The sequence below is a fragment of the Streptomyces sp. NBC_00193 genome, assembly GCF_026342735.1.
In the GTDB taxonomy this organism is placed as follows: domain Bacteria; phylum Actinomycetota; class Actinomycetes; order Streptomycetales; family Streptomycetaceae; genus Streptomyces; species Streptomyces stoeckheimensis.
Map to the genome: position 1 here is coordinate 3031339 of NZ_JAPEMM010000001.1, position 26661 is coordinate 3057999.

Annotated in this window: 26 protein-coding genes; 16 read left to right on the forward strand and 10 right to left on the reverse strand. The window is 71.8% G+C overall.

The annotated features are described in order from the left end of the window. Window positions 1–107: 107 nt before the first annotated feature. From pstS to OG898_RS13445, 3 genes are all read right to left on the reverse strand, one after another. Window positions 108–1244 (reverse strand): phosphate ABC transporter substrate-binding protein PstS, encoded by a 1137-nt coding sequence (gene pstS / locus OG898_RS13435; protein ID WP_250744614.1) that lies wholly within the window; start codon window positions 1242–1244, stop codon window positions 108–110. Window positions 1245–1546: 302 nt separating this feature from the next. Next, complete coding sequence (locus OG898_RS13440) at window positions 1547–2503, reverse strand: CHAD domain-containing protein (protein ID WP_266956963.1); 957 nt, start codon at window positions 2501–2503, stop codon at window positions 1547–1549. Then, entirely contained in the window at window positions 2484–4814 is a 2331-nt protein-coding gene (locus tag OG898_RS13445; protein ID WP_250744612.1) for an RNA degradosome polyphosphate kinase, read from the reverse strand. The genes OG898_RS13440 and OG898_RS13445 overlap by 20 nt, the downstream gene beginning before the upstream one ends. 496 nt (window positions 4815–5310) lie before the next feature. On the opposite strand from OG898_RS13445, the gene OG898_RS13450 reads away from it, so the two are divergent. Beyond that, window positions 5311–5595 (forward strand): hypothetical protein, encoded by a 285-nt coding sequence (locus OG898_RS13450; RefSeq protein WP_250744611.1) that lies wholly within the window; start codon window positions 5311–5313, stop codon window positions 5593–5595. 76 nt (window positions 5596–5671) lie between these two features. Here the strand turns inward: OG898_RS13450 and mshD are convergent, their stop codons facing one another. Beyond that, window positions 5672–6604: a mycothiol synthase gene (gene mshD / locus OG898_RS13455; RefSeq protein ID WP_250744610.1), complete on the reverse strand. Its 933-nt coding sequence runs from the start codon at window positions 6602–6604 to the stop codon at window positions 5672–5674. A 183-nt stretch (window positions 6605–6787) separates the two neighbouring features. Here mshD and OG898_RS13460 point away from each other — a divergent pair, with 183 nt between their 5' ends. Then, window positions 6788–8611 carry a bifunctional UDP-sugar hydrolase/5'-nucleotidase gene (locus OG898_RS13460; RefSeq protein ID WP_250744609.1) on the forward strand — a complete coding sequence of 608 codons (1824 nt, stop codon included), beginning with the start codon at window positions 6788–6790 and terminating at the stop codon, window positions 8609–8611. Between the two features lie 78 nt (window positions 8612–8689). Here the strand turns inward: OG898_RS13460 and OG898_RS13465 are convergent, their stop codons facing one another. Then, window positions 8690–9469 carry an alpha/beta fold hydrolase gene (locus OG898_RS13465; RefSeq protein ID WP_266956965.1) on the reverse strand — a complete coding sequence of 260 codons (780 nt, stop codon included), beginning with the start codon at window positions 9467–9469 and terminating at the stop codon, window positions 8690–8692. Window positions 9470–9593: 124 nt separating this feature from the next. Between OG898_RS13465 and OG898_RS13470 the strand changes: the two genes are divergently transcribed. Both OG898_RS13470 and OG898_RS13475 read left to right on the forward strand, forming a co-directional pair. Continuing rightward, entirely contained in the window at window positions 9594–10163 is a 570-nt protein-coding gene (locus tag OG898_RS13470; protein ID WP_250744607.1) for a TetR/AcrR family transcriptional regulator, read from the forward strand. A 76-nt stretch (window positions 10164–10239) separates the two neighbouring features. Further along, a complete protein-coding gene (locus tag OG898_RS13475; protein ID WP_266956967.1) occupies window positions 10240–11214 on the forward strand; it encodes a phosphatidylinositol-specific phospholipase C in 975 nt (324 codons plus the stop codon). Here OG898_RS13475 and OG898_RS13480 read toward each other — a convergent pair. From OG898_RS13480 to OG898_RS13500, 5 genes are all read right to left on the reverse strand, one after another. Further along, a complete protein-coding gene (locus OG898_RS13480) occupies window positions 11194–12642 on the reverse strand; it encodes a cell wall metabolism sensor histidine kinase WalK (RefSeq protein WP_250744606.1) in 1449 nt (482 codons plus the stop codon). The two genes, OG898_RS13475 and OG898_RS13480, sit on opposite strands and share 21 nt — an antisense overlap. After that, window positions 12639–13388 (reverse strand): response regulator transcription factor, encoded by a 750-nt coding sequence (locus OG898_RS13485; protein ID WP_266956970.1) that lies wholly within the window; start codon window positions 13386–13388, stop codon window positions 12639–12641. Before OG898_RS13485 ends, OG898_RS13480 begins: the two co-directional genes overlap by 4 nt. 52 nt (window positions 13389–13440) lie before the next feature. After that, window positions 13441–14670 carry a S1C family serine protease gene (locus OG898_RS13490; protein WP_266956972.1) on the reverse strand — a complete coding sequence of 410 codons (1230 nt, stop codon included), beginning with the start codon at window positions 14668–14670 and terminating at the stop codon, window positions 13441–13443. A gap of 556 nt (window positions 14671–15226) precedes the next feature. Beyond that, window positions 15227–16255, reverse strand: a complete 1029-nt coding sequence (locus OG898_RS13495; protein ID WP_250744603.1) for a LacI family DNA-binding transcriptional regulator — start codon at window positions 16253–16255, stop codon at window positions 15227–15229. Window positions 16256–16336: 81 nt separating this feature from the next. Further along, window positions 16337–17107, reverse strand: a complete 771-nt coding sequence (locus OG898_RS13500) for a response regulator transcription factor (protein WP_243339450.1) — start codon at window positions 17105–17107, stop codon at window positions 16337–16339. 511 nt (window positions 17108–17618) lie between these two features. Between OG898_RS13500 and OG898_RS13505 the strand changes: the two genes are divergently transcribed. The 12 genes from OG898_RS13505 (at window position 17619) to OG898_RS13555 (ending at window position 26609) form a co-directional block, all read left to right on the forward strand. Continuing rightward, complete coding sequence (locus tag OG898_RS13505; RefSeq protein WP_112449116.1) at window positions 17619–17873, forward strand: MoaD/ThiS family protein; 255 nt, start codon at window positions 17619–17621, stop codon at window positions 17871–17873. 10 nt (window positions 17874–17883) lie between these two features. Continuing rightward, window positions 17884–19347 (forward strand): hypothetical protein, encoded by a 1464-nt coding sequence (locus OG898_RS13510; protein ID WP_266956975.1) that lies wholly within the window; start codon window positions 17884–17886, stop codon window positions 19345–19347. 141 nt (window positions 19348–19488) lie between these two features. Then, complete coding sequence (locus OG898_RS13515) at window positions 19489–20202, forward strand: DUF2993 domain-containing protein (protein ID WP_250744601.1); 714 nt, start codon at window positions 19489–19491, stop codon at window positions 20200–20202. Window positions 20203–20366: 164 nt separating this feature from the next. Beyond that, complete coding sequence (locus OG898_RS36390) at window positions 20367–20450, forward strand: putative leader peptide (protein ID WP_350206375.1); 84 nt, start codon at window positions 20367–20369, stop codon at window positions 20448–20450. A 208-nt stretch (window positions 20451–20658) separates the two neighbouring features. Beyond that, the gene (locus OG898_RS13520; RefSeq protein WP_250744600.1) at window positions 20659–21504 is read left to right on the forward strand and encodes a sulfurtransferase; all 846 of its coding nucleotides are present in this window, start codon (window positions 20659–20661) and stop codon (window positions 21502–21504) included. Between the two features lie 70 nt (window positions 21505–21574). Beyond that, entirely contained in the window at window positions 21575–21865 is a 291-nt protein-coding gene (locus OG898_RS13525) for a DUF1416 domain-containing protein (protein WP_243339454.1), read from the forward strand. 154 nt (window positions 21866–22019) lie between these two features. Then, a complete protein-coding gene (locus OG898_RS13530; protein ID WP_250744599.1) occupies window positions 22020–22283 on the forward strand; it encodes a DUF3099 domain-containing protein in 264 nt (87 codons plus the stop codon). A 115-nt stretch (window positions 22284–22398) separates the two neighbouring features. Next, window positions 22399–23271: a hypothetical protein gene (locus OG898_RS13535; protein WP_266956979.1), complete on the forward strand. Its 873-nt coding sequence runs from the start codon at window positions 22399–22401 to the stop codon at window positions 23269–23271. Further along, window positions 23268–24170, forward strand: coding sequence for a hypothetical protein (locus OG898_RS13540; RefSeq protein WP_266956981.1), 903 nt, complete (start codon window positions 23268–23270; stop codon window positions 24168–24170). Before OG898_RS13535 ends, OG898_RS13540 begins: the two co-directional genes overlap by 4 nt. After that, on the forward strand, window positions 24167–25111 hold the full coding sequence (locus OG898_RS13545; RefSeq protein ID WP_266956983.1) for a hypothetical protein: 945 nt from the start codon (window positions 24167–24169) through the stop codon (window positions 25109–25111). The genes OG898_RS13540 and OG898_RS13545 overlap by 4 nt, the downstream gene beginning before the upstream one ends. Window positions 25112–25412: 301 nt before the next feature. Beyond that, window positions 25413–25985, forward strand: a complete 573-nt coding sequence (locus OG898_RS13550; protein ID WP_250744595.1) for an FABP family protein — start codon at window positions 25413–25415, stop codon at window positions 25983–25985. Window positions 25986–26144: 159 nt separating this feature from the next. Further along, window positions 26145–26609, forward strand: a complete 465-nt coding sequence (locus OG898_RS13555; RefSeq protein WP_266960228.1) for a Fur family transcriptional regulator — start codon at window positions 26145–26147, stop codon at window positions 26607–26609. Window positions 26610–26661 lie beyond the last annotated feature (52 nt).

A 26661-nucleotide genomic window follows, 5' to 3' on the forward strand; every position in this document is an offset into this window, starting at 1 on the left:
GGCCCCCTGGCGGCGGTGCACCGGATCCCCTGGGTGGAGGGGAAGGTCCCCGGGGCCGGTCCGCCCCCCGGACGGGGGGAGCGGACCGGTGGTCCCGGGGGTCTGGATTAGGCGATCTTCGCGAGGACTTCGCGGACCTTGGCGTTGATCTCGGCCGGGATCGGCGCGTAGCCGTTCTCGAGGAGCACCTTCTGGCCCGCGTCGGACGCGGTGTAGTTCAGGAAGGACTTCACGGCCGGGAGGGTCTCGGCCTTGTTGCCCTTGTCGCAGACGACCTCGTAGGTCACCAGGACGATCGGGTACGCACCCTCGGCCTTGGTGGCGTAGTCGAGCTTCAGCGCCAGGTCGTCGCCGGTGCCGGAGATCTTGGCGGCGGCGATGGCCTTGGAGGCGTTCTCGCCGGTGGCCTTGACCGGGGCAGCGGCGCCGGTGGCGACGTCCACGGTCTTGATGCTCTGCGCGGAGGCGTAGGAGAGCTCGAAGTAGCCGATCGCGCCGTCAACGGCCTTGACCTGCGAGGCGACACCGGAGGAGCCGGAGGCGCCGAGGCCACCCGGGGCCGGCCACTTCTTCGCGGCCTCGTACGTCCAGGCCTCCGGAGCGGCGGTCTTGAGGTACTTGCCGAGGTTCTCGGTGGTGCCCGAGTCCTCGGAGCGGTGGAGCGCCTGGATCGGGGTGGAGGGAAGCGTGACGCCGGGGTTCAGCTTCTTGATCGCCTCGTCGTCCCACTTCTTGATCTTGTCGTTGAAGATGTTGGCGATCGTGGGGGCGTCCAGGACCAGCTTGTCCACACCGGCGACGTTGAAGCCGATGGCGATGGGGCCGCCGACCATCGGCAGGTCGATGCCCTGACCGCCGGTGCAGATCTTCTTCGACTCCTCGATGGCGTCGGGCTTCAGCGCGGAGTCCGAGCCGGCGAAGCCGACGGTGCCCTGGTTGAAGGCGACGATGCCCTCACCGGAGGAGGAGGACTTGTAGTTGACCTCGATGCCGGGGCAGGCGGCCATGTACGCCTTCACCCACAGGTCGATCGCGTTCTTCTGCGCGGAGGAGCCCGAGGCGAGGAGCTTGCCCTTGGCGTCGCCGCACTTGATGTCGCCCACGGCGGCGGAAGGCTTGCCCGAGGCGCCGGCGTCGGTCTTGGTGTTGTCGTCCGAGCCGCACGCCGTGAGGACCAGGGCGCCGGACACGACGAGCGCCCCGAGGGCGGAGGCACGAAGCATGTTCTTGCGCTGAAGCTTCACTTTCGGGTGTTTCCTTCCAGAAGCCGCCGGCCGCTTTCTGTATCGGGGCGGCGTGCGAAGAGGACTACGTCGGTTGCCCGGAGGAATCGTCCGCCTTCGCGGCGACTCGCTCCCTGCATCTACGAAGTTAGGCAGATCAGGTGAAGCGGCCGACCGGGGTAAGTGAACGGATGGTGAACCGTGGCGGACGGGGTGGTGTGTCCGGGTGGGTTCGGCATCCGACGTCATCTCCCGTTATCCCGCCGTTACCGTTGCGTGACCCGCCGGGAGTGCGTGCGGTGCCGTTGCCGGGGCCGCCGTGGTCAGACCCCGGCGTGGCTGGAATCGGCCGGTTGCCACAGGTGCTGGAAGGTGGCGCGGGAGGCTTCCACCTCGTGGCGCTGGTCCGCGTGCAGGACGCCCAGGGCGTAGGCCGTCGCCGGGGCGATGCGGGGGGTGCGGGCCGCCGTGGCCGAGGCGGCGGCGGCTTCCGCGGCGTCCCGGTGGCGGGTCAGGGCCTCGCCCGCGACCGTCAGGCGGGCCACGTCGCCGCCCAGGGCCTCCTGGGCGTAGCGGTGGACGCGCAGCAGGCGGCGTACCTCGTTCCAGGCGCTGTCGTGGTCCGCGTCGTACGGGTGCGAGGGCGAGGGGGCCGGCAGGGCGTGCACCGCCGTGGACAGGCGGGAATGCGCCACCTCGGCGAGGGGGACCAGGACGTCGTCCACCCGGCCCCGGGCCGCCACGGGGTCCAGCGGGACCTCGGAGGCCAGGACCGCCACCGCGTCCGCGACGGCGTGGAAGCGGGAGGAGCCCAGCGCATGCAGGGTCGCCGAGTGGGCCCGGGTGCGGGCCAGGGTGAGCTGGCGCTCCAGGAGGGCGCCCGCGCGGGCGGAGCCCACGGTCAGCGAGCCCGCCGTACCCCGGGGGGCCGGTACCTCGGGGCTCCCCGACAGCCGCTGCAGGGCGTCCATCAGCCGCAGCAGCCGGGCCGCGTACGCGTGCTCGTCGGCCAGGGTCGCCGACAGCCAGACCAGCTCGGTGCGCAGCGAATCCGCCCAGGAGGAATCGGCCACCGCCCTGAACGTGGACAGGGAACAGGAGATCCGGCGCGCAGCCCCCCGCAGGCTGCGCGCCGCCTCGCTTCCCTCGGCTCTGCCGCTCGCGGCACCCTCCTCGTGCAGGCGCAGGCCCCGCAGGAATGCGGTGGCCTGCGCACGCAGGTACGTACCGAGCACGGTGCCTGCCGTCGTCGCGGTCAGGTCATGGTTTGGCTGAGCCACGCCGGCGCCTCCGGGCGTCAATGAGCATCTCCTGAACGTGCCGCAGCGGCTGGCCCTCGCTGTCCGTGCTGTGCCGGGTCCATTCGCCGTCCGGGCCCAGGTGCCAGGAGCTGGTCTCGTCGGACATTCCGGTTGCCAGCAGCCGGTCCAGTGCCGCGCGGTGGGCCGGGTCGGCGACCCTGACCAGTGCCTCGATACGGCGGTCGAGGTTGCGGTGCATCATGTCGGCGCTGCCTATGTACACCTCGGGTTCGCCGCCGTTGCCGAAGGCGAAGACCCGGGAGTGCTCCAGGAAGCGGCCGAGGATCGAGCGGACCCGGATGTTGTCCGAGAGCCCGGGGACACCGGGGCGGATCGCGCAGATGCCGCGGACCCAGATGTCGATGGGCACGCCCGCCTGCGAGGCCCGGTAGAGGGAGTCGATGAGTGCCTCGTCGACGATGGAGTTCATCTTGAGACGGACGTACGCGGGGCGGCCCGCCTTGTGGTGGGCGGCCTCCTTGTCGATCCGGGAGATCAGGCCGTCGCGCAGCGAGCGCGGGGCCACGAGCAGCCGGCGGTAGGTCTCGCGGCGCGAGTAGCCGGACAGCCGGTTGAAGAGGTCGGAGAGGTCCGCGCCGACCTGCGGGTCGGCGGTGAGCAGGCCGAGGTCCTCGTAGAGCCGTGCCGTCTTGGGGTGGTAGTTGCCGGTGCCGACGTGGGAGTAGCGGCGCAGCGTGTCGCCCTCCTGGCGGACGACGAGCGACAGCTTGCAGTGGGTCTTGAGGCCGACGAGGCCGTAGACGACGTGGCAGCCGGACTCTTCGAGCTTGCGGGCCCACTTGATGTTGGCCTGCTCGTCGAAGCGGGCCTTGATCTCGACGAGTACGAGGACCTGCTTGCCGGATTCGGCGGCGTCGATCAGGGCGTCCACGATCGGGGAGTCGCCGGAGGTCCGGTACAGGGTCTGCTTGATCGCCAGGACGTCCGGGTCGGCGGCGGCCTGCTCCAGGAAGGCCTGCACCGAGGTGGAGAAGGAGTCGTACGGGTGGTGCAGCAGCACGTCCCGTTCGCGCAGCGCGGCGAAGATGTCGGGCGCGGACGCGGACTCGACCTCGGCGAGGTCGCGGTGCGTGCCGGCGACGAACTTCGGGAACTTCAGCTCCGGGCGGTCCAGGGAGGCGATCCCGAAGAGGGCGGTGAGGTCGAGGGGGCCGGGGAGCGGGTACACCTCGGACGGGTTGACCTTCAGCTCCTGGACCAGGAGGTCCAGGACGCCGGGGTCGATGGACTCCTCGACCTCCAGGCGGACCGGCGGGCCGAAACGGCGCCGCATGAGCTCCTTTTCGAGGGCCTGGAGGAGGTTCTCCGCGTCGTCCTCCTCGACTTCGAGGTCCTCGTTGCGGGTCACGCGGAACATGTGGTGCGCGAGCACCTCCATGCCGGGGAACAGCTCCTCCAGGTGCGCGGCGATGACGTCCTCCAGCGGGACGTAGCGCTGCGGGGAGGCCTCCAGGAAGCGGGAGAGGAGCGGGGGGACCTTGACCCGGGCGAAGTGGCGGTGGCCGCTGACGGGATTGCGTACGACCACGGCCAGGTTCAGGGACAGGCCGGAGATGTACGGGAACGGGTGCGCGGGGTCCACGGCCAGCGGGGTGAGCACCGGGAAGATCTGGTTGCGGAACAGGGTGAAGAGGCGCGCCTGCTCCTTCTCGGTGAGGTCGGGCCACCGGATGAGGTGGACGCCTTCCTCGGCGAGCTGGGGGGAGATGTCCTGCTGGAAGCAGGCGGCGTGGCGGGCCATGAGCTCGCGCGAGCGGGTCCAGATGAGGTCGAGGACCTCACGGGGCTGCAGGCCTGAGGCCGAACGGGTGGCGACGCCGGTCGCGATGCGGCGCTTGAGGCCGGCGACGCGGACCATGAAGAACTCGTCGAGGTTGCTGGCGAAGATCGCCAGGAAGTTCGCGCGCTCCAGGAGGGGCGTGGCGGGGTCCTCGGCGAGCTCCAGGACGCGCTCGTTGAAGGCGAGCCAGCTGCGTTCCCGGTCGAGGAAGCGGCCCGGGGGCAGCTCACCGGTGTCCTTCTCGTCGTAGGCGTCCAGATCCGCGTCGAGATCCGGTTCCAGATCGACGTGCGGGCGGTGGGCGGCTATGGACCCCAGGCGGGCGTGGGCGCCGGTGGCCGCGCGCGCGGCGACCGCCTCGGGCGTGGCGGCGCGTGCGGCCGCGGCGGCGGAGATGTCCGCGGCCGATGGTGCCGACGGGGAGGCGAACTTCTGCGGCGGCTGCTGGCTGGGGACCTCGGTGGGGGCTGCGCTGGGCTTGTGGCTCATGACTCCATTCTTCCGCGCACGCGGGAGGACAGGCGCGTCGGACGGGTCGGCCGTCAGTCGGAGTCGGGGCTGCATGCGGTCAGCTTCGCGACCGCGCATTAATGCCCGGTTAATGGCGTATGGCTTCCAGGGTCCGGGCGGGGGTCGCCTGGTGGCGACCGGGAACGGGGGAGCCGCGGCTGCGCCGGCGAGGCTGAGGCCGCCGCGGCCCGGGCCGGCTCCGGTGGGGTCGCCGGTAGGTCAGGCCCGCCGGGGCCGCATCCGCGAAGCCCGCGCTGCGGGCCTGAGGGTGCTTGGCCGGCGGGAGAGGTGCCAGCGGGTGCGTGGGGGCGGGGGGTGTTCTAGCGTCGGTAGGAGGGAGGGATGTCCTGCCGAGCCGGTCCGGTACGGGGACCGGGCTCCGGCCGTACGACGGCTGCGCGTGCTCGGCGCCGTTCCCGCGTGGTCCGGGCCTTGGTGTGGGGCGCGCGGTGGTTTCGGAGAGCAGGTGCGTCGTATGCGGACGTCGACCCGTATCGCCGGTGTTCTCGCCGGGCTGAGCCTCACCCTCGGTGGCGCGTCCCTGGTGGCTCCGGCCGTCCACGCGGCCCCCGCCGATGTGTCTGCGTGCATCAACCAGGTCGAGCGGGAGCTGAAGGGTGGCGAAGCTCCGGCGTCCGTCCGTGCGTCCTGCTACATCGCGGTGACCGGCGCCCAGGACGAGTGCGTGAGCGGTCTGACCGAGGGGGCCGGGGTGACCAAGGGGACCGCGGAGGCCGCCTGCAAGCTGGGCGCCGAGTAGGGCCGGGTAGGGACGAGTAGGGACGAGGACGACACCCGGCCCGGCCCCCGGCGGGCCGGGCCGGGCCGGGGGCGGGTCAGCTCTCCGTGCGGTACATCAGGTCCACCTCGTGGGTGGAGAAGCCGAGGCCCTCGTACACGGCCAGGGCCGCCGGGTTGTCGGCGTCCACGTAGAGCATCGCCGTGGGCAGGCCCGCCGCGGCCAGGTGGCGCAGGCCGATCGCGGTGAGGGCCTTGCCGAGGCCGCCGCCCTGGGAGCCGGGGCGCACCCCGAGGACGTAGACCTCGCCCAGCTGCTGCTCGGCGTGCACCTTCGTCCAGTGGAAGCCGATCAGTTCGCCGTCGCGCTCCGCGAGGAAGAAGCCCTTGGCGTCGAACCAGGGCTGCGCGATGCGGTCGTTCAGGTCCCGCTGCGTGAGCGAGCCCTGCTCGGGGTGGTGGGCGAAGGCCGCCGCGTTGACGGCCAGCCAGGCGGCGTCGTCGGAGCCGGGCACGAAGGTGCGTACGGTCACGCCCGCGGGCAGGACGGCCTCCGGCAGGGGGGCCGCATCCGCGCCGAGCGGGCGGCGGAGCTGGCGCAGTTCGCGGAACAGGGTCAGGCCGAGCACCTGCGCGAGGTGGCGGGCCGCCGACTTGCCGCCGTGCGCCCACACCCGGATCCGCTTGCCGGAGGCGGCCAGCAGGGCGCTGCCCAGCGCCCGCCCGTGCCCGCGTCCGCGCAGCGCGGGGTGGACGACGAGTTCGGCGGCGGGGGCCTCCACCGGGTCGGTGTCCTCCAGTTGTCCGTACGCGGTGAGCCGCCCGTCGGCGGTGAGCAGGAAGTGACGGATCCCCTCCCGCGCTCCGCCGCGCAGCTGGAGCCGGCCCTGCTCGGACACGGCGGTGGTGCCGTCGGTGCGGGCCGCGTCCTCGATCAGGGCGAGAACGGCGTCGGCCTGTTCGTCCGTCAGTTCGTCGAGGGTCTGGATCTGCCGTCCCGGCTCCAGGACCACTGCTGCGTCGTCAGTCATGGAACCGAGCCTACGACCACGGTGGGGGCCCGGCGGGGTTGCGGCCCGGCGGGGCCCGCGGACGGCCGTCCTTCTCCTGTGTGTAACCAGCTCGATACCCGGTACCCCCTGTCGCGCTACGCGCGTTGACTCTAGGCTTCGGCAGACCTCCCAAGATGTATCGCTGTCCACAAAGGGGAACAAATGTCAGCGACGCCACAACGGCACCGCCGAACCCGCCGGTTGGCCCTCACCGCCCTCGCCGTGGCCACGGCCGGCGGTGCGATGATCGCCGCCGCCCTTCCGGCCGGAGCCGCGAGTGGTGACGGGTACGGCCGTGACCACGGCCGCACCGTCGACGTACAGATGCTGTCGTTCAACGACCTCCACGGCACCCTGGAGCCCCCGCAGGGTTCCTCGGGCACCGTGACCGAGCGTCAGGCCGACGGCACCACCAAGGCCATACCCGCGGGCGGCGTCGAGTACCTCGCCACCGGCCTGCGCGAGGCCCGCAAGGGCCACCGGTACTCCGTCACGGCCGCGGCCGGCGACATGATCGGCGCGAGCCCGATGGTGTCGGGCCTCTTCCACGACGAGCCGGCCATCGAGGCGCTCAACGACCTCGACCTGGACGTGAGCAGCGTCGGGAACCACGAGTTCGACGAGGGCAAGACCGAGCTGCGCCGCATGCAGTACGGCGGCTGCCACCCGGTCGAGGGCTGCTTCGAGTACGGCAAGGAGTTCGGCGGCGCCGACTTCAAGTACCTCGCCGCGAACGTGGTGGACGAGAAGACCAAGCGTCCGATGATGAACCCCACCTTCGTCTGGAAGAAGGGGGACGTGAAGATCGGCTTCATCGGCGTCACCCTGGAGGGCACGCCGGACGTCGTGACCGCCGACGGGGTCAAGGGCCTCAAGTTCGGCGACGAGGTCGAGACGATCAACAAGTACGCCGCCGAGCTGAACAAGCAGGGCGTGAAGTCGATCGTGGCGCTGATCCACGAGGGCGGTCTGCCCGCGAGCGGCGCGTACAACTACGACTGCAACGTGCCGGGCGCCGGCGCCGGGATCTCCGGGGCCATCGTCGACATCGCGAAGAACGTTTCGCCGAAGGTCGACGCCCTGGTCACCGGTCACACGCACCAGGCGTACGCGTGCAACATCCCCGACCCGGCGGGCAACCCGCGCACGGTCACCTCGGCCGCCTCGTACGGCCGGCTGTTCACGGACACCACGCTGACGTACGACCGCGCGACCAAGGACATCGTCCGTACGCCGGTCGCCTCGCCGCTGGTGGTGCAGAAGGTCGTCAACCGGGACCAGCCCAAGGCACCGGACCTGACCGAGCTGATCCAGCGCTGGAACGCGCTGGCCGCGCCGATCGCGAACCGTCCGATGGGCTACATCTCGGCCGACATCCCGGGCCGCGGCTCGGCGGAGTACGAGAAGCCGCTCGGTGACCTGATCGCCGACGCGCAGCTGGAGGCCCTGGCCCCGGCGGCCAAGGGCGGCGCCCAGCTCGCCGTCATGAACCCGGGCGGCATCCGCGCGGACCTGGCCTACAAGGCCGCCGGCGCCGAGGGCGACGGGGTGGTGACGTACGGGGAGTCGTACACGGTCCAGCCGTTCACCAACATGATGAACGTCGTGGACCTGACCGGCGCCCAGCTGATCACCATGCTCCAGCAGCAGGTCAGCGGTCCGGTCAACGGGGCGAACCCGAAGATCCTGCAGATCTCCAAGGGCTTCTCCTACACCCTGGACACCACCAAGGCGGGCGCGGACCGCATCGTCGTGGACTCGGTGAAGCTGAACGGTGCGCCGATCGACCCCGCCGCGACCTACCGGGTCGCGATGAACGAGTTCCTCGCGGGCGGCGGTGACGGCTTCACCGTCCTGAAGGAGCACAAGAACAAGCTGGTCGGCGCGTCCGACCTGGACGTCTTCAACGCCTACCTGACGGGGCACTCCTCGGCGTCCGCGCCGCTGGCCCCGCCGGCGGCGGACCGGATCACGGTCGTCAAGTAACACCTGAGCGAAGAAGGGGCGGTGGGCCACGGGCCTGCCGCCCCTTCGGCGTTCCCGGGGTCCTCGTTCCGGGGGTCCTCAGTGCGCCGACAGGAAGGCGCGGACGGCCTCGTGGAACTCCGCGGGGTGCGTGAACGGCAGGAAGTGGTCGCCGTCCAGGGGCGTGTACGAGGTCCCGGGCCGCCGGGTGACCATCGCGTCGGCCTGTGCCTGCGGCAGGGAGGCGCTGCGCGTGCCGTGGATCAGCAGGGCCGGGCAGTCGCTCGCGAGCCAGGCCGCCCGGTGGTCGCCGCGGCAGGCCTCGACGGAGTCGAGCATGTCCTGCGGGTGGAACGGCAGCCGCCAGCCCCCCTCGGGCAGCGGGCGCAGGGCCTGGGCCACGAACTGGGAGCCCACCGGCCCGGCCGCCTCGAGGAGTTCCTCGCGGGTGGGGGCGGAGTAGCGCATGGCCCGCAGGAAGGCCATCCAGCCGCTGTCGGCGGGGTCGATCTCCACGGCGGCTTCCGCGTTGACGAGCACCGAGATCCGCTCGGGGTGGGCGGCGGCCAGGTGGACGGCGTTGAGTCCGCCGAGCGAGTAGCCGAGGAGGGCGACGGGCTGGTCGAGGCCGAGGTGGTCGAGGAGGGCGACGGCGTCGCAGACGTAGCCGGCCCGGCCGTAGTCGGCGGCCCGGTCGGAGTCCCCGTGGCCCCGCTGGTCGGGGGCGATGACCCGCCAGGTGTCGCCCAGGGCCTCGGCGAGCGCGGCGAAGGCGAGGCCCTCGGACATGCCGCCGTGCAGGGCGAGCAGCGGGCGGCCGGGCCCGCCGAAGTCCAGGTAGGACAGGGTGCGGTCGTCGATCTTCAGCTCGTGGCGCATGGCGTTGCTCTCCCCGTGTGTGCTGGTCGGTGGGCGTGAGTTCAGCCTGCCAGCAGTTGGGCAAGCGCGCAATACGCATGTGTAGGGCGCTTGCCCAAATCTGTGGCGCGGCTACGATCCCGGCATGGGAAATCGCGAGGACCTGCTGGCCGGAGCCCGGCGCTGCCTGGAGGAGAAGGGGTACCTCCGCACGACCGTGCGCGACATCGCCTCGGCCGCGCAGGTGAGCATGGCCGCGATCGGCTACCACTTCGGCACCCGCGAGGTGCTGCTCAACCAGGCGCTGTTCGCGGCCATGGACGAGTGGGCCGCGGGGTCGGGCCGGCTCGCCGGGCAGGGCGACACCGCGCGGGAGCGCTACGCCGACACCTGGGACCGCAAGATCCGGGACTTCGGCGAGATGCGCTGGCTCTGGACCGCCTCCGTCGAGGCCTTCGTGCACGCGCAGTCCTCGCCCGAGCTGCTCGCCGTCCTGGCCGAGGGTCAGCGTCACAACCGGCGCATGGTGGCCGCGCAGCTGCGCGGGGTCCCGGTCGAGGAGGTCGCCGAGGAGGACGTACGGAGCCTCGGCTCGGTGCACATCGCGCTGCTGACCGGGGTCATGGTGCAAGTACTGACCGACCCGGAGCACGCGCCGGACGGCCGGTCCCTCGCCCAAGGGCTGCGCGCGATGGCGGAGTTGCTCGAAAGCTAATGCCTACCCGTGGGTAGTAATGCATGGCTCCGCACGCCATAATCCGGGCCACCACTGGGTCGGCAAAGGGGCGGGCATGGGCGTGGGCACGGGCATGGATGCGGGCGCGGGAGAACGTACGGATGCGGGCGCGGGTACGGGCGCGGGCGCGGGTACGGGGCTGCGGCGGCGCGGCTTCCTGGCGGGGGCGGCGGCCCTCGGCGGCGCGGCCCTGCTCGGCGCGGGCGCCGGGACGGCCTCGGCCGCCACCGGGGCCACCTCCGCCGCCGCACTAGGCACCCAGGACTGGATGAGCGGGCTCGGCGACTCCACCGCCCTCCAGCGGATGACCATCCCCGGCACCCACGACTCGGGCGCCACCCGGGGCGGGCTCTACGTCGCCTGCCAGAACACCTCCATCGCCGCGCAGCTCGACTCCGGGATCCGCTTCCTCGACGTCCGCTGCCGGGTGACCGGCGGATCGTTCGCGATCCACCACGGCGCGTACTACCAGAACCTGATGTTCGGCGACGTCCTCGTCGCCTGCTGGAACTTCCTCGCCGCGCACCCCTCCGAGACCGTGCTGATGCGGCTCAAGCAGGAGTACTCCGAGGAGAGCGACGCCACCTTCCGCGCCGTCTTCGACGACTACCTGAACAACCGCGGCTGGAGCCCGCTGTTCAAGATCGCGGACTCGCTGCCCGCCCTCGGCCAGGTCCGCGGCAAGGTGCTGCTGCTCCCCGACAACGGCGGCCTGCCCGGCGGCCTGCGCTACGGCGACGGCAACGTCTTCGACATCCAGGACGACTACATGGCCGAGCCCTTCGCCAAGCGGGGCAAGATCGAGAACCACTTCCGCAAGGCCGTCCAGCAGCCCGGCCGGTTCTTCATGAACTACACCAGCACGGCCGCGGCCCTGCCGCCCCGCTGGAACTCCGACCGCCTCAACCCGCAGGTGCACGCCTTCGTCGACGGCTCCGAGCTGGCCGGCCGGACCGGGCTCGGGATCGTCCCGATGGACTTCCCCAACACCCGCTCCGGCCTGGTCGCCTCACTGATCCGGCACAACTGACGTCTGCGCGGGCGGCGGAGCCGGGGCGCCCGGGATGTTGAGGACCGCCTCGGCGCCCGGGCCGCCGTCCGCCGGGGCGCGCAGGGCGGCCGTGCCGCCCGCGCGCTGCACCGTACGGGCCACGATGGACAGGCCGAGGCCGCTGCCGGGCAGGGCCCGGGCGGACGGGGAGCGCCAGAACCGCTCGAAGACGTGCGGGAGGTCGTCGGCCGGGATGCCGGGCCCGCGGTCCCGTACGGTCAGCTCGCCCGCGCGCAGCGACACGGTGACCGTGCTGCCCGGCGGGCTGAACTTCACCGCGTTGTCCAGGACGTTGACCACCGCCCGCTCCAGGGCCGCCGCCTCGCCGCGTACGTACCAGGGCGCCAGGTCCGAGTCGAACTCCAGCTCCGGACCGCGCAGCCGGGCCCGGGACAGCGCCGCTCCCGCGATCTCGTGCAGGGCCACCACGCCGAGGGGGCCGGGGGCGGCCGCGTCCGGGCGGGACAGCTCCTGCAAGTCGCCGATCAGCGAGGCCAGTTCCGTCATCTGCGCCTTGACCGAGGCCAGCAGCTCCTTGCGGTCCTCCGGCGGGATGGCCCGGCCGGTCTCCTCGCTGCGCGCCAGCAGTTCGATGTTGGTGCGCAGCGAGGTGAGCGGGGTGCGCAGCTCGTGGCCGGCGTCCGCGATCAGCTGGGCCTGGCGCTCCTGGGAGGAGGCGAGCGCGGCGGTCATCGAGTTGAAGGAGCGCGACAGGCGGGCGATCTCGTCGTCGCCCTCGTCGGGGATCCGGACGGTCAGGTCCTCGGTGCGGGCGATGTGCTCGACGGCGCCGGTCAGTTCGTCGACCGGGCGCAGCCCCGTACGGGCCACCCAGAGGCCGGCGACGCCGGCGCCGAGGATGCCGACGCCGGAGACGAAGACGAGCACCCAGGCCAGGGTGGACAGGGGCTTCTCGATGTCGGCCAGTGGCTTGGCGATGGAGATGCCGAAGACCGGCGAGCCCGGCTGGGTCTGCGCGGTCCGGGTGTAGACGCGCATCTCGGTGCCGTCGGCGGTGGTCGCGTCGTGCAGGGCGCCGGTGCGGGCCCCGCCCGCGGCGATCTCCTTGTCCAGCGCGGTCACCGGCAGGGTCGTGGTCCCGCTGACCCAGCAGTGGTTGCCGTCGGCCGTCACGATCTGCACGACCGCGTTGAGGTTCCCGGCGATCTCCTGGCCGGGCTGGCTCGGCGGCTTGTCCACGCAGGCGCCGTCGCGGATGGTCCGCAGCACCTGCGCGGACACGTTCGTGGCCATCAGGGAGCTGTCCAGCTGGTCGCGCAGCTGCGTGCGCACCATCACCCAGGACACCGCGGCGACCGCCGCCACCGCGAGTGCCACCGCGACGGTGACCAGCAGGGCGAGGCGGGAGCGGAGCGGCAGTGCGCGGAATCTGGCGGTGGGGCTCACTCCGGACCGCCGGTATCGCCGGCCCCGGCGGCGCGCAGGACGTAGCCCACCCCTCGTACGGTGTGGACCAGGCGGGGCTCGCCCCCGGCCTCGGTCTTGCGGCGCAGGTACATCACGTACACGTCCAGGGAGTTGGAGCTCGGCTCGAAGTCGAAGCCCCATACGGTCTTGAGGATCTGCTCGCGGGTCAGGACCTGGCGAGGGTGCGCGAGGAACATCTCCAGCAGGGTGAACTCGGTACGGGTCAGCTCCACCGGGCGCCCGCCGCGGGTGACCTCGCGGGTGGCGAGGTCCATGCGCAGGTCGCCGAAGGTCAGCGCGTCGGCGTCCCCGGGCTGGCCGTCCCCGTGCGCGGGGGCGGCGTAGGAGCTGCGGCGCAGCAGGGCGCGGACCCGGGCGAAGAGCTCGTCCAGCTCGAACGGCTTGACCAGGTAGTCGTCGGCGCCCGCGTCGAGGCCGGTGACCCGGTCGCCGACCGTGTCGCGGGCGGTCAGCATCAGGACCGGCGTGGTGCTTCCGGCGGCGCGCAGTCGGCGGGCGGCGGTCAGGCCGTCCATCCGCGGCATCTGGATGTCCAGGATGATCAGGTCGGGGTGGTACGAGTCCGCCCGGTCGAGGGCGTCGAGTCCGTCGATGGCGGTCTGCGTGCCGTACCCCTCGAAGGCCAGGCTGCGGCGCAGGGCCTCGCGTACGGCCGGTTCGTCGTCGACGACGAGGATGCGCTGCTGGTCGCCTTCGGCGCTCATACGGGGTCCCCCCAGGTGGTGGTCGGTCTCCTACCAGGCTCGCACGGGCGGGCTAGAAGGAGGTTCCGAAACCGGGCGCCGTGTTGCCGGTGCCGCTGTCTGTGCCGTTGCCGTTGCTGCCCGCTCCGCCGGGGCCGCCCTTGCGCAGGGAGGGGAGGTCGGCCTTGATCGTGTTGACGGGGATGGCGAAGCCGAGGCCGACGCTGCCGGCGGAGCCGCTGCCGCTGGAGGGGGAGTAGATCGCGGAGGGCATGCCCACGATCTCGCCGTTCATGTTGACCAGGGCGCCGCCGGAGTTGCCGGGGTTGAGGGAGGCGTCGGTCTGGATGGCCTTGTACGAGGTGGTGTCCGTGCCGGTGTTCCCGTTGAACTGCTTGCCTCCGTAGGAGAACGGGAAGCCGTCCTGCGGGGACTGCTGCTTCTCGGACTTCGGGACGTTCACCTCGCGGTTGAGGGCGGAGACGATGCCGCTGGTGACCGTGCCGGTGAGGCGGTCGGGGGAGCCGATGGCGACGACCTCGTCGCCGACCTTGATGTTGTCGGAGTTGCCGAGGCCGGCGGGCTTGAGGCCGCTCGCGCCTTCCAGCTTGATGAGGGCGAGGTCCTTGTCCGGGTCCGTGCCGACGATCTTCGCGCTGTACTTCTTGCCGTCGCTCATCGTCACCTGGATCTTGGCGGCGCCGTCGATCACGTGGTTGTTGGTGACGATCTCGCCGTCGGCGGTGATCACGATGCCGGAGCCGGTGCCCTGGCCGGAGGCGGTGCTGGTGTCGATGCGGACGACGGAGGGGCTGACGTTCTCGGCGACGCCGGAGACGGTGCCGTTGCTCGACTGGGAGATGGTGCTGCCGTTGACGCCGGTGCCGGTGCCGTTGGTCTTGTTCAGCATCTGCTGGACGGCGGCTGCCGTTCCGCCGCCGACGACGGCGGCCGCGAGGGCCACGGCGGCGAGGAGGGCGACCGGGCGCTTGGCGCGGGCGTGGCCCGGGCCCTGGGGGGCGGGGGCCGCGGGGGCGTCGCCCCAGGTGGCCCAGCCGCCGTTGCCGCTGCCGCTGCCGCCGCCGGTGTTCTGGGGGACGGTCTCGCCCTGGATGACGGGGGGCTGGTGCGCCTCGTGCCAGCCGGGGGCCGGGGCGGCCGGGGGGTAAGCGGGCGGCGGCGGGTACGCGGCGTCCTGTGCGAGCCGGTCACGACCGCGCTGCCAGTCCTCGCCCCAGGGGGCGGGCTGCTGGGGGCGGTTCTCCTGGGGGTACTCGCCTTCGCGGCGGAGGTTCTCGGTCATGACTACGACTGTGTCCGCCGATGATGAGAGCTTCCTGAGTCCCCGCTGAGAAGCCCGACAGAACCGTGTATGCCCGATATAAGGCCGGGTGTGGTCCGGCACCCCCGGGTGCGGCCGGGTGGACCCTGCGGGGCAAAGTCCCCTACCCGCCCTTCCACCGTTCCCCGGGCTCTGCCCGGACCCCGGTCCTCAAACGCCGGACGGGCTGAGGAGGGGTCCCGGGCTGCGCCCGGACCCCCTGGGGCTCCGCCCCAGACCCCGCGCCTCAAACGCCGGCGAGGCTGGAATTGTCCTGCGGGCAATCCAGGCCGCGCCAGCGAAGATCCAGCCCCTCCGGCGTTTGAGGAGCGGGGGTCCGGGGGCTGGCCCCCGGGGAACGGGCGAAGGGCGGGTAGGGGACCTTGCCCCGCAGGGCCGAACCACCCGCACCCGCCCACCGGACCCCACGCCGGGACGGCAGGGGCGCCAGCCCCGACCGGCCACCGACGGACGGAGTCCGGCGCAGCGCGGCGAAGCCGGTAAGGCCCCCAAGGGGCCGCACCGCGCGAGCGGCGCGTTAAGAGGGGCGGCAGCCGCAGGAGCGGCGGATGACCAGGGCCGACGGGAACTGCTTCAGGCGTTCGCGGCGGGAGCCCGCCACGCGCAGGCCGTCGTCCAGGACGAGGTCCACCGCCGCGCGGGCCATCGCCGGGCGGTCCGAGGCGATGGTGGTGAGGGGCGGGTCCGTCAGGGCCGCCTCCTTGACGTCGTCGAAGCCGGCCACCGCCAGCTCCCCGGGCACGTCGATGCGCAGCTCGCGCGCGGCGCGCAGGACGCCGATCGCCTGGTCGTCCGTAGCGCAGAAGATCGCCGGCGGGCGGTCCGGTCCGGCGAGGACCTCCAGGGCCACCTTGTACGCGTCGTAGCGGTTGTACGGGGCCTGGAAGAGCCGGCCCTCCACCGAGCGGCCCGATTCGAGCATGGCCCGCCGCCAGCCCTCGACGTGGTCGGCCACCGGGTCGCCGACCTCGGGGGTGCTCTCGACGCCGCCCAGGCAGGCCACGTAGGGGTGGCCGTGTTCGAGGAGGTGCCGGGTGGCGAGCTGCGCGCCGCCGATGTCGTCCGTGACGACGGCGACGTCGTCGATGGCCTCGGGGCGCTCGTGGAGGAGGACCACGCGGGCGTCCCAGGCCTCGATCTCGGACGCCGCCTGCTCGCTCATGCCCTGGCTGACCAGGATCAGGCCGGAGACCCGCATCCCGAGGAAGGCCCGCAGATAGTGGACCTCGCGCTCGGTGCGGTAGTCGGAGTTGCCGACCAGCACCATCTTTCCGCGCTCGGCGGCGGCCTGCTCGACCGCGTGCGCCATCTCCGCGAAGAACGGCTGGCGGGCATCGGGGACGATCATGCCTATGAGGTCGGTGCGGCGTGAGGCCATCGCCTGCGCGACCCGGTCCGGGCGGTAGCCCAGCTCCTTGATCGCGGCGAGGACACGCTCGCGCGTGGCCGGGGCAACCGGCCTGGGTCCGTTGTTGATGACGTAGCTCACGACGGCGGTAGAAGTACCCGCAAGTCGTGCCACGTCATCCCGCGTCACCTTGGCCACGCGCGGAAGTCTACGCGGGGTGACCTACCTCTGGGCAGGGCGTCCGGAGGAGGTCATTCCCACAGCTTTTCCACGCGCCCTCTAGTCCATCCGGGTGAGCGCCGCCGCGGCCCGCGCGGAGGCCTCGGCCGCCGCCTTCGTCGCCGCCTGCGCGGCCGCTTCCGCCGCCGCCCGTTCCACCTTCTCCGGGGTGACGAAGCGGTACCCGACGTTGCGGACGGTACCGATCAGCGACTCGTGCTCGGGCCCGAGTTTCGCGCGCAGTCGCCGTACGTGCACGTCGACGGTGCGGGTGCCGCCGAAGTAGTCGTAGCCCCACACCTCCTGGAGGAGCTGCGCACGGGTGAAGACCCGGCCCGGGTGCTGGGCGAGGTACTTCAGGAGCTCGAACTCCTTGAAGGTCAGGTCCAGGACCCGGCCCTTCAGCTTCGCGGAGTACGTCGCCTCGTCGACCGACAGGTCGCCGTTGCGGATCTCCATGGGGGAGTCGTCCGAGCCGAGCTGCTGGCGGCCGGTGGCGAGGCGCAGCCGCGCTTCGACCTCCGCCGGTCCCGCGGTGTCGAGGAGGACGTCGTCGATGCCCCAGTCGGCGGTGACGGCCGCGAGGCCGCCCTCGGTGACGACGAGGATCAGCGGACAGCCGGGCCCCGTGGAGCGCAGCAGCTGGCACAGCGACCGCACCTGGGGCAGGTCGCGGCGGCCGTCGACGAGGATCACGTCGGCACCCGGTGTGTCCACGAGGGCGGGGCCCTCGGCCGGAGCCACCCGGACGCTGTGGAGCAGCAGGCCGAGGGCCGGCAGGACCTCGGTCGAGGGCTGCAGGGCGTTGGTCAGGAGCAGGAGTGAGCTCATGCCCGACCACCCGCCCGGGTCGAGCGGTGGTGCTGGTGGTGTGCGTGCGCAGGTGCGTGCGCCTGTACCTCTGCCTGCACCTGCACTTGCACGACGGTTCGCTGGTCCATCACGTCGGTTCCTCCTCGGTCCCGTCGAGGACTTTCGCGGCACTGCTTCGTACGACTTGCCTGGTGTCCGTCCGGTCCCCGCGCCCTGAGGTCCGGATGGATACCACTGTTCTCGGTCCGTTCAACGTGCTGAAAGCACAAAAGGACCCGGGGGCTACGTTGCCCGGATCCTCTCGCCAGCAGAATAGCCCACCCGCCCCGGCCGGGCCGAGGCTTCGGAGCCTTCCACTTCTGTGGTTCCCACCACCCCCGGGACCTGCATATGCGCCGGTTTCACCGGATCGGTGGACCCGGTGCGGGCCGCTCGGGCGCACGCGGGGCGCGCGGAGGCACGCCGGGATCGGGGGCGCGAGGGGTCATGATGGAGGCCGACGGCAGAGCGCCGACGAGAGGAGCGTGCAGTGGCAACCGGAACCATCCGCTACTGGGCGGCGGCGAAGGCCGCGGCCAAGACGGCGGAGGAGCCGTACTCGGCGCGGACACTGGCCGAGGCGCTCGACGCCGTGCGGGAACGCCACCCCGGGGAGCTGACCCGGGTCCTGCTGCGCTGCTCCTTCCTCGTGAACGAAGAGCCCGTGGGCAAGCGCCCGCACGATTCCGTCGAGCTGACCGAGGGGGGCACCGTCGAGGTGCTCCCGCCGTTCGCGGGCGGGTGAGCGGAGTCCCATGAGCACGCCTGAGGAACAGCAGCAGCAACTGCAGCAACTCCAGCAACAGCAACTGCAGCAACAGCAAGAGCAGCCCGATCCGTACGGGACCCAGACCTGGCAGTCCCCGACGTGGGACACCTCGTACCAGCCGGTCCAGGCCCCGCTGGAGGGCGTACCGGCGCAGTACCCGGTCGCCCCCGAGGGCTGGTTCCGTGAGGAGCCGCAGGCCGCGCAGGACCAGCAGCAGGCCCAGCAACAGGCACAGCCTCAGCCCCAGGCGCCCGTCTCCGGCCAGGAGTGGGGGCAGCAGCAGGCGTACGCCGACCCCTACGCGGATCCCTACGCGGCGCCGGCCGGCTACCCGCAGTCCCCGGCCCCGGCTCCGGTCGCGGCCCCGGACCACTGGTTCCGCGACGAGGCGCCGGCCGCGCAGGCTCCGCAGGCCGAGCCGCAGCAGCAGTGGGGGGAGTCGGCGTACCCGCCGCCCGCCTACCCCGGCCCGGCCGACCCGTTCCAGGCGCAGGCCCAGGCTCCGGCTCCGGCGCAGGCCCAGGCTCCGGCTCCGGCCCCCGGCCAGGAGTGGGTCGCGGAGCAGGCCCCGTACCTCCCGCAGCAGGCGGCCGAGGTCCCGGTCGGGGCTCCCGCCGCGGACGCGGTGGCCGGCGGGACCGCCGAGGAGGAGCCCGCCTGGTCGCCGCCCACGCTCGCCGGCAACACGCTGCGCGCCGTGGACCCGGCCCAGGCCCGCGCCGAAGGCCGCTCGCCGATCATCGATCCCGGTCCGCAGGCGGCCATACTGACGGCCGCCCTCGGGCTGGTCATCGCGGCCGCCGCCGCTCTGGGCGAGCTCGCGCTGCTCGCGCCGCTGATCGCCCTCCAGGGCCTCACAGCGGCGGGCTGGTTCCGGCTCAACGGCATGTGGCCGGCCCGTCAGGGCATCGCCCTGGCCTTCGCCGGGGCGCTCGTCGCCGACGGGGCCGTGCTCGCGGTGGACGAGCCGTACGGCCCCGGCGCGATCGTCGGCACCCTCGGCGCCTGGGTGCTGCTGACGCTGGTGCTCCAGCTGCGCAGCCACGCCGATCCGGACGAGCGGATGTACGGGCTGATGGCCTCGGTGGCTTCGGCCGCGCTGGCCATCGTCTGCGCCGGCTACCTCGCGGCCGACTCCGCCGCCGCGAGCGTGGGGGCCGCCGCCGTGGCGGTGGCCGTCTTCGCCCGGGCGCTCCCGCTGCCCACCGCGCCCTCGGTCGGCGTCTCGCTGGCCGCCGCGGCCGGTGCGGGCATCGCCGTGGGCGGGCTGACGTCCGTCGGCGCGGGCGGTGCGCTGATCGGCCTGGCGGCCGGTGTGTGCGCGCTGATCGGGCTGCGCGTGGCGGCGTACGACTACCCGTCGAAGTTCGTCCACATGACGGCCGGTGTCGCGCTGCCGCTGGCCGCGGCGGCCCCGGCGGTCTATCTGATCGGCCGGGTGGTGGGCTGAGGCCCCGGCCTCCCCCTGCCGCCCTTCCAAGACCGCCCGCCCCGCTTGCCCGGGGCGGGCGTTGTCGCATCAGCTCACAGCGCCCTCACGGCCGGACATGGTCCACTGGGCCGACGTACCAATCGTCTGGGGGGTGGGCACGTGCGTGTCCTGCGTGTCGTGGTGATCATCGGAGTGGTCCTCGGTGGCCTGTTCGTCGGGCTGGACCGCTGGGCGGCCGGCTATGCCGAGGACCGGATGGCGGAGCGGATCCAGGCCCGGCAGGGCCTGTCGGGAGTGGAGGTGGGCATCCAGGGGTTCCCCTTCCTGACCCAGGCGCTCTCCCGCGACCTCGACCAGGTGGACCTGAAGGTGGCCGGCGTCGACGTGGCGACCGCGGACGGCCGTACGACGCACCTGTCCCGGCTGCGGGTCGCCTTCCGGGGAGTGGAGCTGAACGGCGACTACAACGGCGGCACCGCCCGCTCAGCCAAGGGCTCGGCCCTCGTCTCATACGCCGACCTGACCGCGGCCGCCCAGCCCGGGGTGACGGTCGCCTACGGCGGTGCGCCGGGCAAGCTGAAGGTCACCGCGCGCGTGGAGTTCCTCGGCAGGACGCTCAGCCGCAGTGTGATCTCGACGGTCTCGCTGGTCGACGCCGGCGACGGAAAGGGCGGGAAGACCGTCCGGGTCCGCGCCGACGAGGTGCCGGGTGAGGGCCTGCCCGGGATCGAGGCCGTGGTGCGCAAGAAGACCGACTTCGACCGGCGGATCGACGGCGGTCTGCCGTCGGGGGTCCAGCTGACGACGCTGACCTCGGACGAGGCGGGTCTGGAGCTCACTCTGGGCGGTACGAATCTGGCCCTGGCCGGATAGTGAGACGAGAGGGTCCGATCCGCAGATGGGAGGGCCTTTCGGGGCCCCGGGCGCCCCGCGCCGGAAGATCGGCAAGGGCTCCGATCCCACTATACGGACGATCCTGTCTCGATATATGACACGGCGGTGACAGGGCGGCCGATTCGTCCCTACGATCCATGGCTATGAAGCATCAGCAGGCGGACCTCACGAAGCGGCGGGCAGTAGACCTGTGTCGCGTCGCCGCCATGCTCTGTCGATCCATGTGACGTGTGAGCGCATCCCGCTCCACAGCCGGACGACGGCCTTCCGCTTTCTCTTTCCCGTGCGACCACCTCTGCCTCCCGCCCTCCTGGGGCCTCCCCGCAACAGGATCCGCCGGGGGCACCTCCCAGCGGTAGCTGGGGGAACACCCGGACGCACGCACCCCGCACCACCAGCACCACCCCGCCGCACACTGCCCCGGAGGAGAACATCATGAGCCGCAGCGACGTCCTCGTAGACGCCGACTGGGTCGAGGCCCACCTGAACGACGCCAACGTCGTCATCGTCGAGGTGGACGAGGACACGTCCGCGTACGACAAGAACCACATCACCAACGCCGTCCGGATCGACTGGAAGAGCGACCTCCAGGACCCGGTCCGCCGCGACTTCGTGGACCAGGAGGGCTTCGAGAAGCTCCTCTCCGCCAAGGGCATCTCCAACGACGACACCGTCGTCCTCTACGGCGGCAACAACAACTGGTTCGCGTCCTACGCCTACTGGTACTTCAAGCTCTACGGCCACCAGGACGTCCGCCTGCTCGACGGCGGCCGCAAGAAGTGGGAGCTCGACTCCCGCGACCTGGTCGACGGCACCGAGGTCCCGAACCGCCCGGCCACCGAGTACAAGGCCAAGGCCCAGGACACCTCGATCCGCGCCTTCCGTGACGACGCGGTCGCCGCGATCGGCACCAAGAACCTGGTCGACGTCCGCTCGCCCGACGAGTTCTCCGGCAAGCTGCTCGCGCCGGCGCACCTCCCGCAGGAGCAGTCGCAGCGTCCGGGTCACATCCCGAGCGCCCGCAACATCCCGTGGTCGAAGAACGCCAACGACGACGGCACCTTCAAGTCCGACGAGGAGCTCACCGCCCTCTACCAGGCCGAGCAGGTCGACCTGGCGAAGGACACCATCGCCTACTGCCGCATCGGTGAGCGCTCCGCGCTCACCTGGTTCGTGCTGCACGAGCTCCTGGGCCAGGAGAACGTCAAGAACTACGACGGCTCGTGGACCGAGTACGGCTCGCTGGTCGGCGTGCCGATCGAGCTCGGCGCCAACAAGTAGTTCCGGGCACCCAGTATTTCGGGGCACGCGACGCCCCGTAGTCATACCTCTCTAGGACAGGACAGAGAACATGTGTGGAGCAAAGATCGGCGGGCCCGACCTCTCGACGCTGAAGCCCGGTGAGACGGCCATCCAGGGCCAGGTCACCAAGGACGGCGAGCCCATCAGCGGCTACGTCCGTCTGCTGGACTCGACCGGCGAGTTCACCGCCGAGGTCCCGACCTCGGCCACCGGCCAGTTCCGCTTCTACGCGGCCGAGGGCTCCTGGACGCTGCGCGCGCTCGTGCCCGGCGCCCAGGCGGACCGAGCCGTGGTCGTCGTCGAGTCCGGCGGCGTCACGGACGTGGCGATCGCGGTCTGAGCACCGCACCTGTGTGACCGTATGACCGGCCGAAGGGCCGTATGACCGGCCGAAGGGCCGCACCCCCGGGGGTTGGACGCCATCGGATCGGGGTGCGGCCCTTCGTGTCGTTCCGGGCCTCCCCGGGAGCGGGGGGCCGCTCTACCCTGGAGGCATGTACGCCCGGCGCCGGCGCGCCTACTTCCTGCTCATGGGCGGATGCCTGTTCCTCTTCGTCTCCGCCTGGTCCTTCGTGCGCCTGTGGTCCGTCGAGGCCGCCGTGGCGCTGTGCGTGGTCGCCATGGTCATCCCCCCGGTCGCCGCGATGGTCGCGAACCGGCGCGGCCCCGATGACCGCTGGTGGGACGACCCCTCGGGTGACGCGAAGTCCGACGAGTGGTGGGACGAACTGGATGGAAAGCGGCGTCACGAGGACTGAAACCGGTCGATATAAAAATGTAATAAGGATGACCACAACATCTCCCCAGGGCAGGGTGTCTTGTGTGTACGCGGGCAAATAGATCCGCGACTCCAGTCCTGTGGGGGGACTTCCCTTGGAACACGACCAGACCATCCCTGAGCAGCGGAAAGAGGAGGACAGCACCCCGGAGCAGGGCATTGCGGACGCAACGCGAACTGCTCCCGAAGCCCCTCCCGAGGCTCTGCCCGAAGCCGCCCTCGACGCAGCTCCGGAAGCCGCTCCGGCCGCTCCCCGCCGCCGCGGCGGCCGCACGGTCCTCCTGATCGCCGGCGCCGTCGTCCTGGGCGTCCTGGCGGGCACGATCACCGGCTACGCGATCCAGTACGACCGCGAACCGACCCCGCTGGCCCCGCTGGCGCAGGCGGACCTGGCGTACCCGAAGGCGCTGGCGCCCGACGGCACCACCACGCACCAGACGATCAACGCCAACCGCTGGCACGCGTCGGACGGCGATCTCCGGAAGCTGCTGGTCGAGGCGCCGAGCGGGGCGAAGAAACAGGACTCCGGCTACGGCAGCCTCGACTTCCTCGCGCTCGGGTTCAAGGAGCCCGACAACGCGCTGCGCCAGTTCTCCACGTCCGGGACCCGCCGGATCGCATCCGTGAGCTGGACCGTCGGCGACTCGACCTTCGTCACCGTCACCGTGCTGCAGTTCGCCGACCGCGGCGGGGCCGACGACTACCAGCAGGAACAGTCGGGCTACATGTCCGACAAGGACCACGCCGGCAACGACGGCGTGCCCATCCCCGGCATCGACTCCGACCTCGGACGCGTCTGGGTGGACTCGAAGGCCGACGAGAAGCCCGGCTACCACCCGATGCGGGGGGCCAGGGCCGTGGCCCGACGAGGCGACCTCGTGCTGGACATCCACTTTCTGAACAACCGGGGCAAGATCGCCGAAGGCGACGTCGTGGACCTGGCCAAGCGACAGCTGGAGCGACTGTGACCGAGCCGCAGAACGACGTGACTCCGGCCGAGGTCCCGGCTCCGCCTGCGGAGCCCGTGGGTGACGCCGCACACGACGCAGTCGTGGACGCAGCTGTCGACGCAGCCACCGTGGACGCGCCCGCCGCGGACCCGGCCGTCGTCGACGCGGCCCCCGGCACCGGCCGCAGGGTGGGCCGCAGGCCGCTGGCCCTGATCGCCGGCGGTGTGGCCGCGGCGGTCCTCGTGGGCGGTGGCGTCTGGGCCTCCACGGTGATCGCAGACGCCGACCGGGACGCGCCCACCGCCTACTGGGTGCCGATCGGCGCGCCCGCGCCGAAGGCCGTGGAGCCCGGCTCCGTGCCGGCGAACGCCCTGTCCGGCAAGCTGCTGCCGATGCCGGACGATTTCCGGCCCGGCCCCGACATCGGGTCGGACGGCAACGACTTCGTGCTGTCCGGCGAGCAGGCCCTCGAGGGCTTCAAGGAGGCCCGCACCGGCCTGTCGAGCACGGAGCGCAAGAAGCGCGACGAGATGCTGGCCCAGCTGAAGCTGCAGGGCCTGGCCGGCCGTACGTACACCACGGAGATGGGCGGCTGGATCGCCGAGGTCCGCATCATGCAGGCCGACCCGAAGGCCGTGGGCTCCTTCTCCGAGGTCACCAAGAAGCTCATCGAGCTCGGGGGCGACAAGCGCGAAGCGCCCAAGGTGGACGGTTTCCCGGACGCCAAGTGCGCGCTGCTGGCCATCGGTCTGGAGGAAGGCAAGGAGAAGATCGACTCGATCGACTGCACGGCCGTCGAGGGCGACATCGCCGTCACCTTCCGCGCCTACGGCCCCAAGCCCTTCTCCATCAAAGACGCCGTCGGGTTCTTCAAGAACCAGATGAGCCACCTGAAGTCCCCCGGGGAGTCCGTGTGACCGAGCAGAACACCACCGAGGCCGCGCCGACGCCCCCCGAGGACGCCGTCCCCGCGCAGGCAGGGGTGCCCGCCGCCGAGCTGCAGCCCGTCGCCGATTCCCTCGTGGCCGCCCCCCTCTCGGCCCCGGAGGTTCCCGCCGCGCCCAAGGACCGCCGCAAGCTGTTCGCCGCGCTCCGCTGGACCGCCGCCGTCCTCGTATTCGCCGCCGTCGGCTCCGGAGTCGCGTACGGGATCACCCAGCCCGAGCGCACGGACATCCCGGGGCTGTCCACCAAGTCCGACGGCCGCTGGGTCTACCCGGAGCTGTCCAAGCCGCAGCTGCCGGCGGGCGCCGCCCTGCCCTTCGCCAAGGACAACCCGGACGGCATCCACTACGCCGGCCTGACCCAGCTGCTGCTGCCGCCGCCCGCCGGTTCCACCCCCGACTCCACACTGAAGCTGGAGAAGGACGAAGCGGTGACCGTGGACACCTTCCTGTCGGAGTACCAGGACATCCTCCGCGAGAAGATGAAGACGGACCTGGCCAACGAGGGGCTCCGCCAGATCGTCGCCCGGGGCTGGACCACCCCGGACGGCACCCGCACCCGTATCTACCTGCTCCGCTTCCACTCGTCCGGCTTCGCCGACGCCTTCACCGGCTGCAAGGTCTCCATGGGCCTGCGCGACGCCCTCGTGCTGCAGGCCGACTCCGTGTGGGCCGAGGTCAAGGCCTCGCAGCGCACCGACCTGGGGAACCGCACCTCCGGGTACGCCACCCAGGGCAACACCAGCGACCTGTCCCTGTACCAGGAGGCCGAGCCGACGGGGGACGAGCGGTACAAGGTCGGGTGCATCCAGTCCGGCGACATCCAGGCCGTCGTCCTGCAGAGCCGCAAGGGCGAGGTGGCGGCCGTCCCCTTCCACCAGACGGCCGTCCTCCAGCACCAGCTGCTGCGCTGAGCCGGGGCGGCCCCCGCGCGCGGGGGCGTCGTACGGCCTACCTCACACGGTGCCCCGGTCCCCAGGCCAGTAGGCTTGGGGACCGGCCCCGTAACGCCACCCTTAACACTCCGAGGAGCACCCCGTGCTTGAGGCAGTCTTCACCTCCCTGCTGGTCCTGGTCTGCGTCGGCGTCCTCGCCTTCTCCGGACTGGCCGTGAAGAAGCTGTACCAGGGCCAGCGCTGATCCCACCGGATCTGCCGCCGACCGCCCCGGATACCGGAACCCCTCCCACAGATCGCCTGAGCTGAGCAGCCATTCATGATCCAGATCCCGTCCGACCTGAACCCGGGTCTCGTCCCCCTCGCCTTCCTCCTCGGCAACTGGGAAGGCGCAGGCGTCTTCGACTTCCCCGGTGAGGAGAAGTGCAACTTCGGCCAGGAAGTCGTCTTCAGTCACGACGGCCGGGACTTCCTGGAGTACACCTCCCACACCTGGGTGCTCGACGCCGAGGGCAACAAGGTGCGGCCGCTGGAGTCCGAGTCGGGCTACTGGCGCATCGACAAGGACCGCAAGGTCGAGATCGTCATGGTCCGCGACCAGGGCGTCGTCGAGGTCTGGTACGGCGAGCTCGCCGACAAGAAGCCGCAGATCGACGTGGTCACCGACGCGGTCGCCCGCACCGCGGCCTCCGGCCCGTACAGCGGTGGCAAGCGGCTCTACGGCTACGTGAAGAGCGACCTGATGTGGGTCGGCGAGAAGGCCACCCCCGAGGTGGAGCTGCGCCCGTACATGTCGGCCCAGCTGAAGAAGGTCGTCACGCCCGAGGAGGTCGCGGAGATGGCGCGCAACCTCCCGGACATGCCGGACGACGGCATCGCCTTCTTCCGCTAGACCGCGAGCCGGTCCGTGCGGCCGGTCCGTGCGACCGTACGCGCGACCCGAAACAAGCGTGCGCAGGAGCCCCCGGCCGCCCCGGCCGCCGGGGGCTTCCGCATGCGCCCCGCCTCCCCGCTCCCCCCGCGGCGACCCGAGGCCTACACTGGCCGGGTGGTGACCACCGACAGCACCAAGCACACCGAGAACGCCGCCGCCGAAGGCGGCGACTGGAAGAGCGACCTGCGCCAGCGCGGATACCGCCTGACCCCGCAGCGCCAGCTCGTGCTGGAAGCCGTGGACGCCCTGGAGCACGCGACCCCGGACGAGATCCTCGTCGAGGTGCGCAAGACGGCCTCCGGGGTCAACATCTCCACGGTCTACCGCACGCTGGAGCTCCTGGAGGAGCTGAAGCTGGTCTCGCACGCCCACCTCGGGCACGGGGCCCCCACGTACCACCTCGCCGACCGGCACCACCACATCCACCTGGTCTGCCGGGACTGCACCGAGGTCATCGAGGCGGACGTGGACATCGCCGCCGAGTTCACCTCCAAGCTCCGCGACACCTTCGGCTTCGAGACCGACATGAAGCACTTCGCGATCTTCGGCCGCTGCAAGAACTGCGCCGCCAAGCAGCGCTAGACGGCACCCACGCGGGCGTGCCCTAGGTGTGCCCGGGGCAGGGTCGTACGCT

Coding starts and splice junctions, on each gene's coding strand:
- OG898_RS13500 (WP_243339450.1), bottom strand. CDS start 17,107: ATGAGCTCACTCCTGCTCCTGACCAACGCCCTGCAGCCCTCGACCGAG.
- OG898_RS13530 (WP_250744599.1), top strand. CDS start 22,020: ATGTACGCCCGGCGCCGGCGCGCCTACTTCCTGCTCATGGGCGGATGC.
- OG898_RS13550 (WP_250744595.1), top strand. CDS start 25,413: ATGATCCAGATCCCGTCCGACCTGAACCCGGGTCTCGTCCCCCTCGCC.
- OG898_RS13525 (WP_243339454.1), top strand. CDS start 21,575: ATGTGTGGAGCAAAGATCGGCGGGCCCGACCTCTCGACGCTGAAGCCC.
- OG898_RS36390 (WP_350206375.1), top strand. CDS start 20,367: ATGAAGCATCAGCAGGCGGACCTCACGAAGCGGCGGGCAGTAGACCTG.
- OG898_RS13470 (WP_250744607.1), top strand. CDS start 9,594: ATGGGAAATCGCGAGGACCTGCTGGCCGGAGCCCGGCGCTGCCTGGAG.
- OG898_RS13520 (WP_250744600.1), top strand. CDS start 20,659: ATGAGCCGCAGCGACGTCCTCGTAGACGCCGACTGGGTCGAGGCCCAC.
- OG898_RS13450 (WP_250744611.1), top strand. CDS start 5,311: ATGCGGACGTCGACCCGTATCGCCGGTGTTCTCGCCGGGCTGAGCCTC.
- OG898_RS13490 (WP_266956972.1), bottom strand. CDS start 14,670: ATGACCGAGAACCTCCGCCGCGAAGGCGAGTACCCCCAGGAGAACCGC.
- OG898_RS13460 (WP_250744609.1), top strand. CDS start 6,788: ATGTCAGCGACGCCACAACGGCACCGCCGAACCCGCCGGTTGGCCCTC.
- OG898_RS13475 (WP_266956967.1), top strand. CDS start 10,240: ATGGGCGTGGGCACGGGCATGGATGCGGGCGCGGGAGAACGTACGGAT.
- OG898_RS13445 (WP_250744612.1), bottom strand. CDS start 4,814: ATGAGCCACAAGCCCAGCGCAGCCCCCACCGAGGTCCCCAGCCAGCAG.
- mshD (WP_250744610.1), bottom strand. CDS start 6,604: ATGACTGACGACGCAGCAGTGGTCCTGGAGCCGGGACGGCAGATCCAG.
- OG898_RS13465 (WP_266956965.1), bottom strand. CDS start 9,469: ATGCGCCACGAGCTGAAGATCGACGACCGCACCCTGTCCTACCTGGAC.
- OG898_RS13510 (WP_266956975.1), top strand. CDS start 17,884: ATGAGCACGCCTGAGGAACAGCAGCAGCAACTGCAGCAACTCCAGCAA.
- OG898_RS13485 (WP_266956970.1), bottom strand. CDS start 13,388: ATGAGCGCCGAAGGCGACCAGCAGCGCATCCTCGTCGTCGACGACGAA.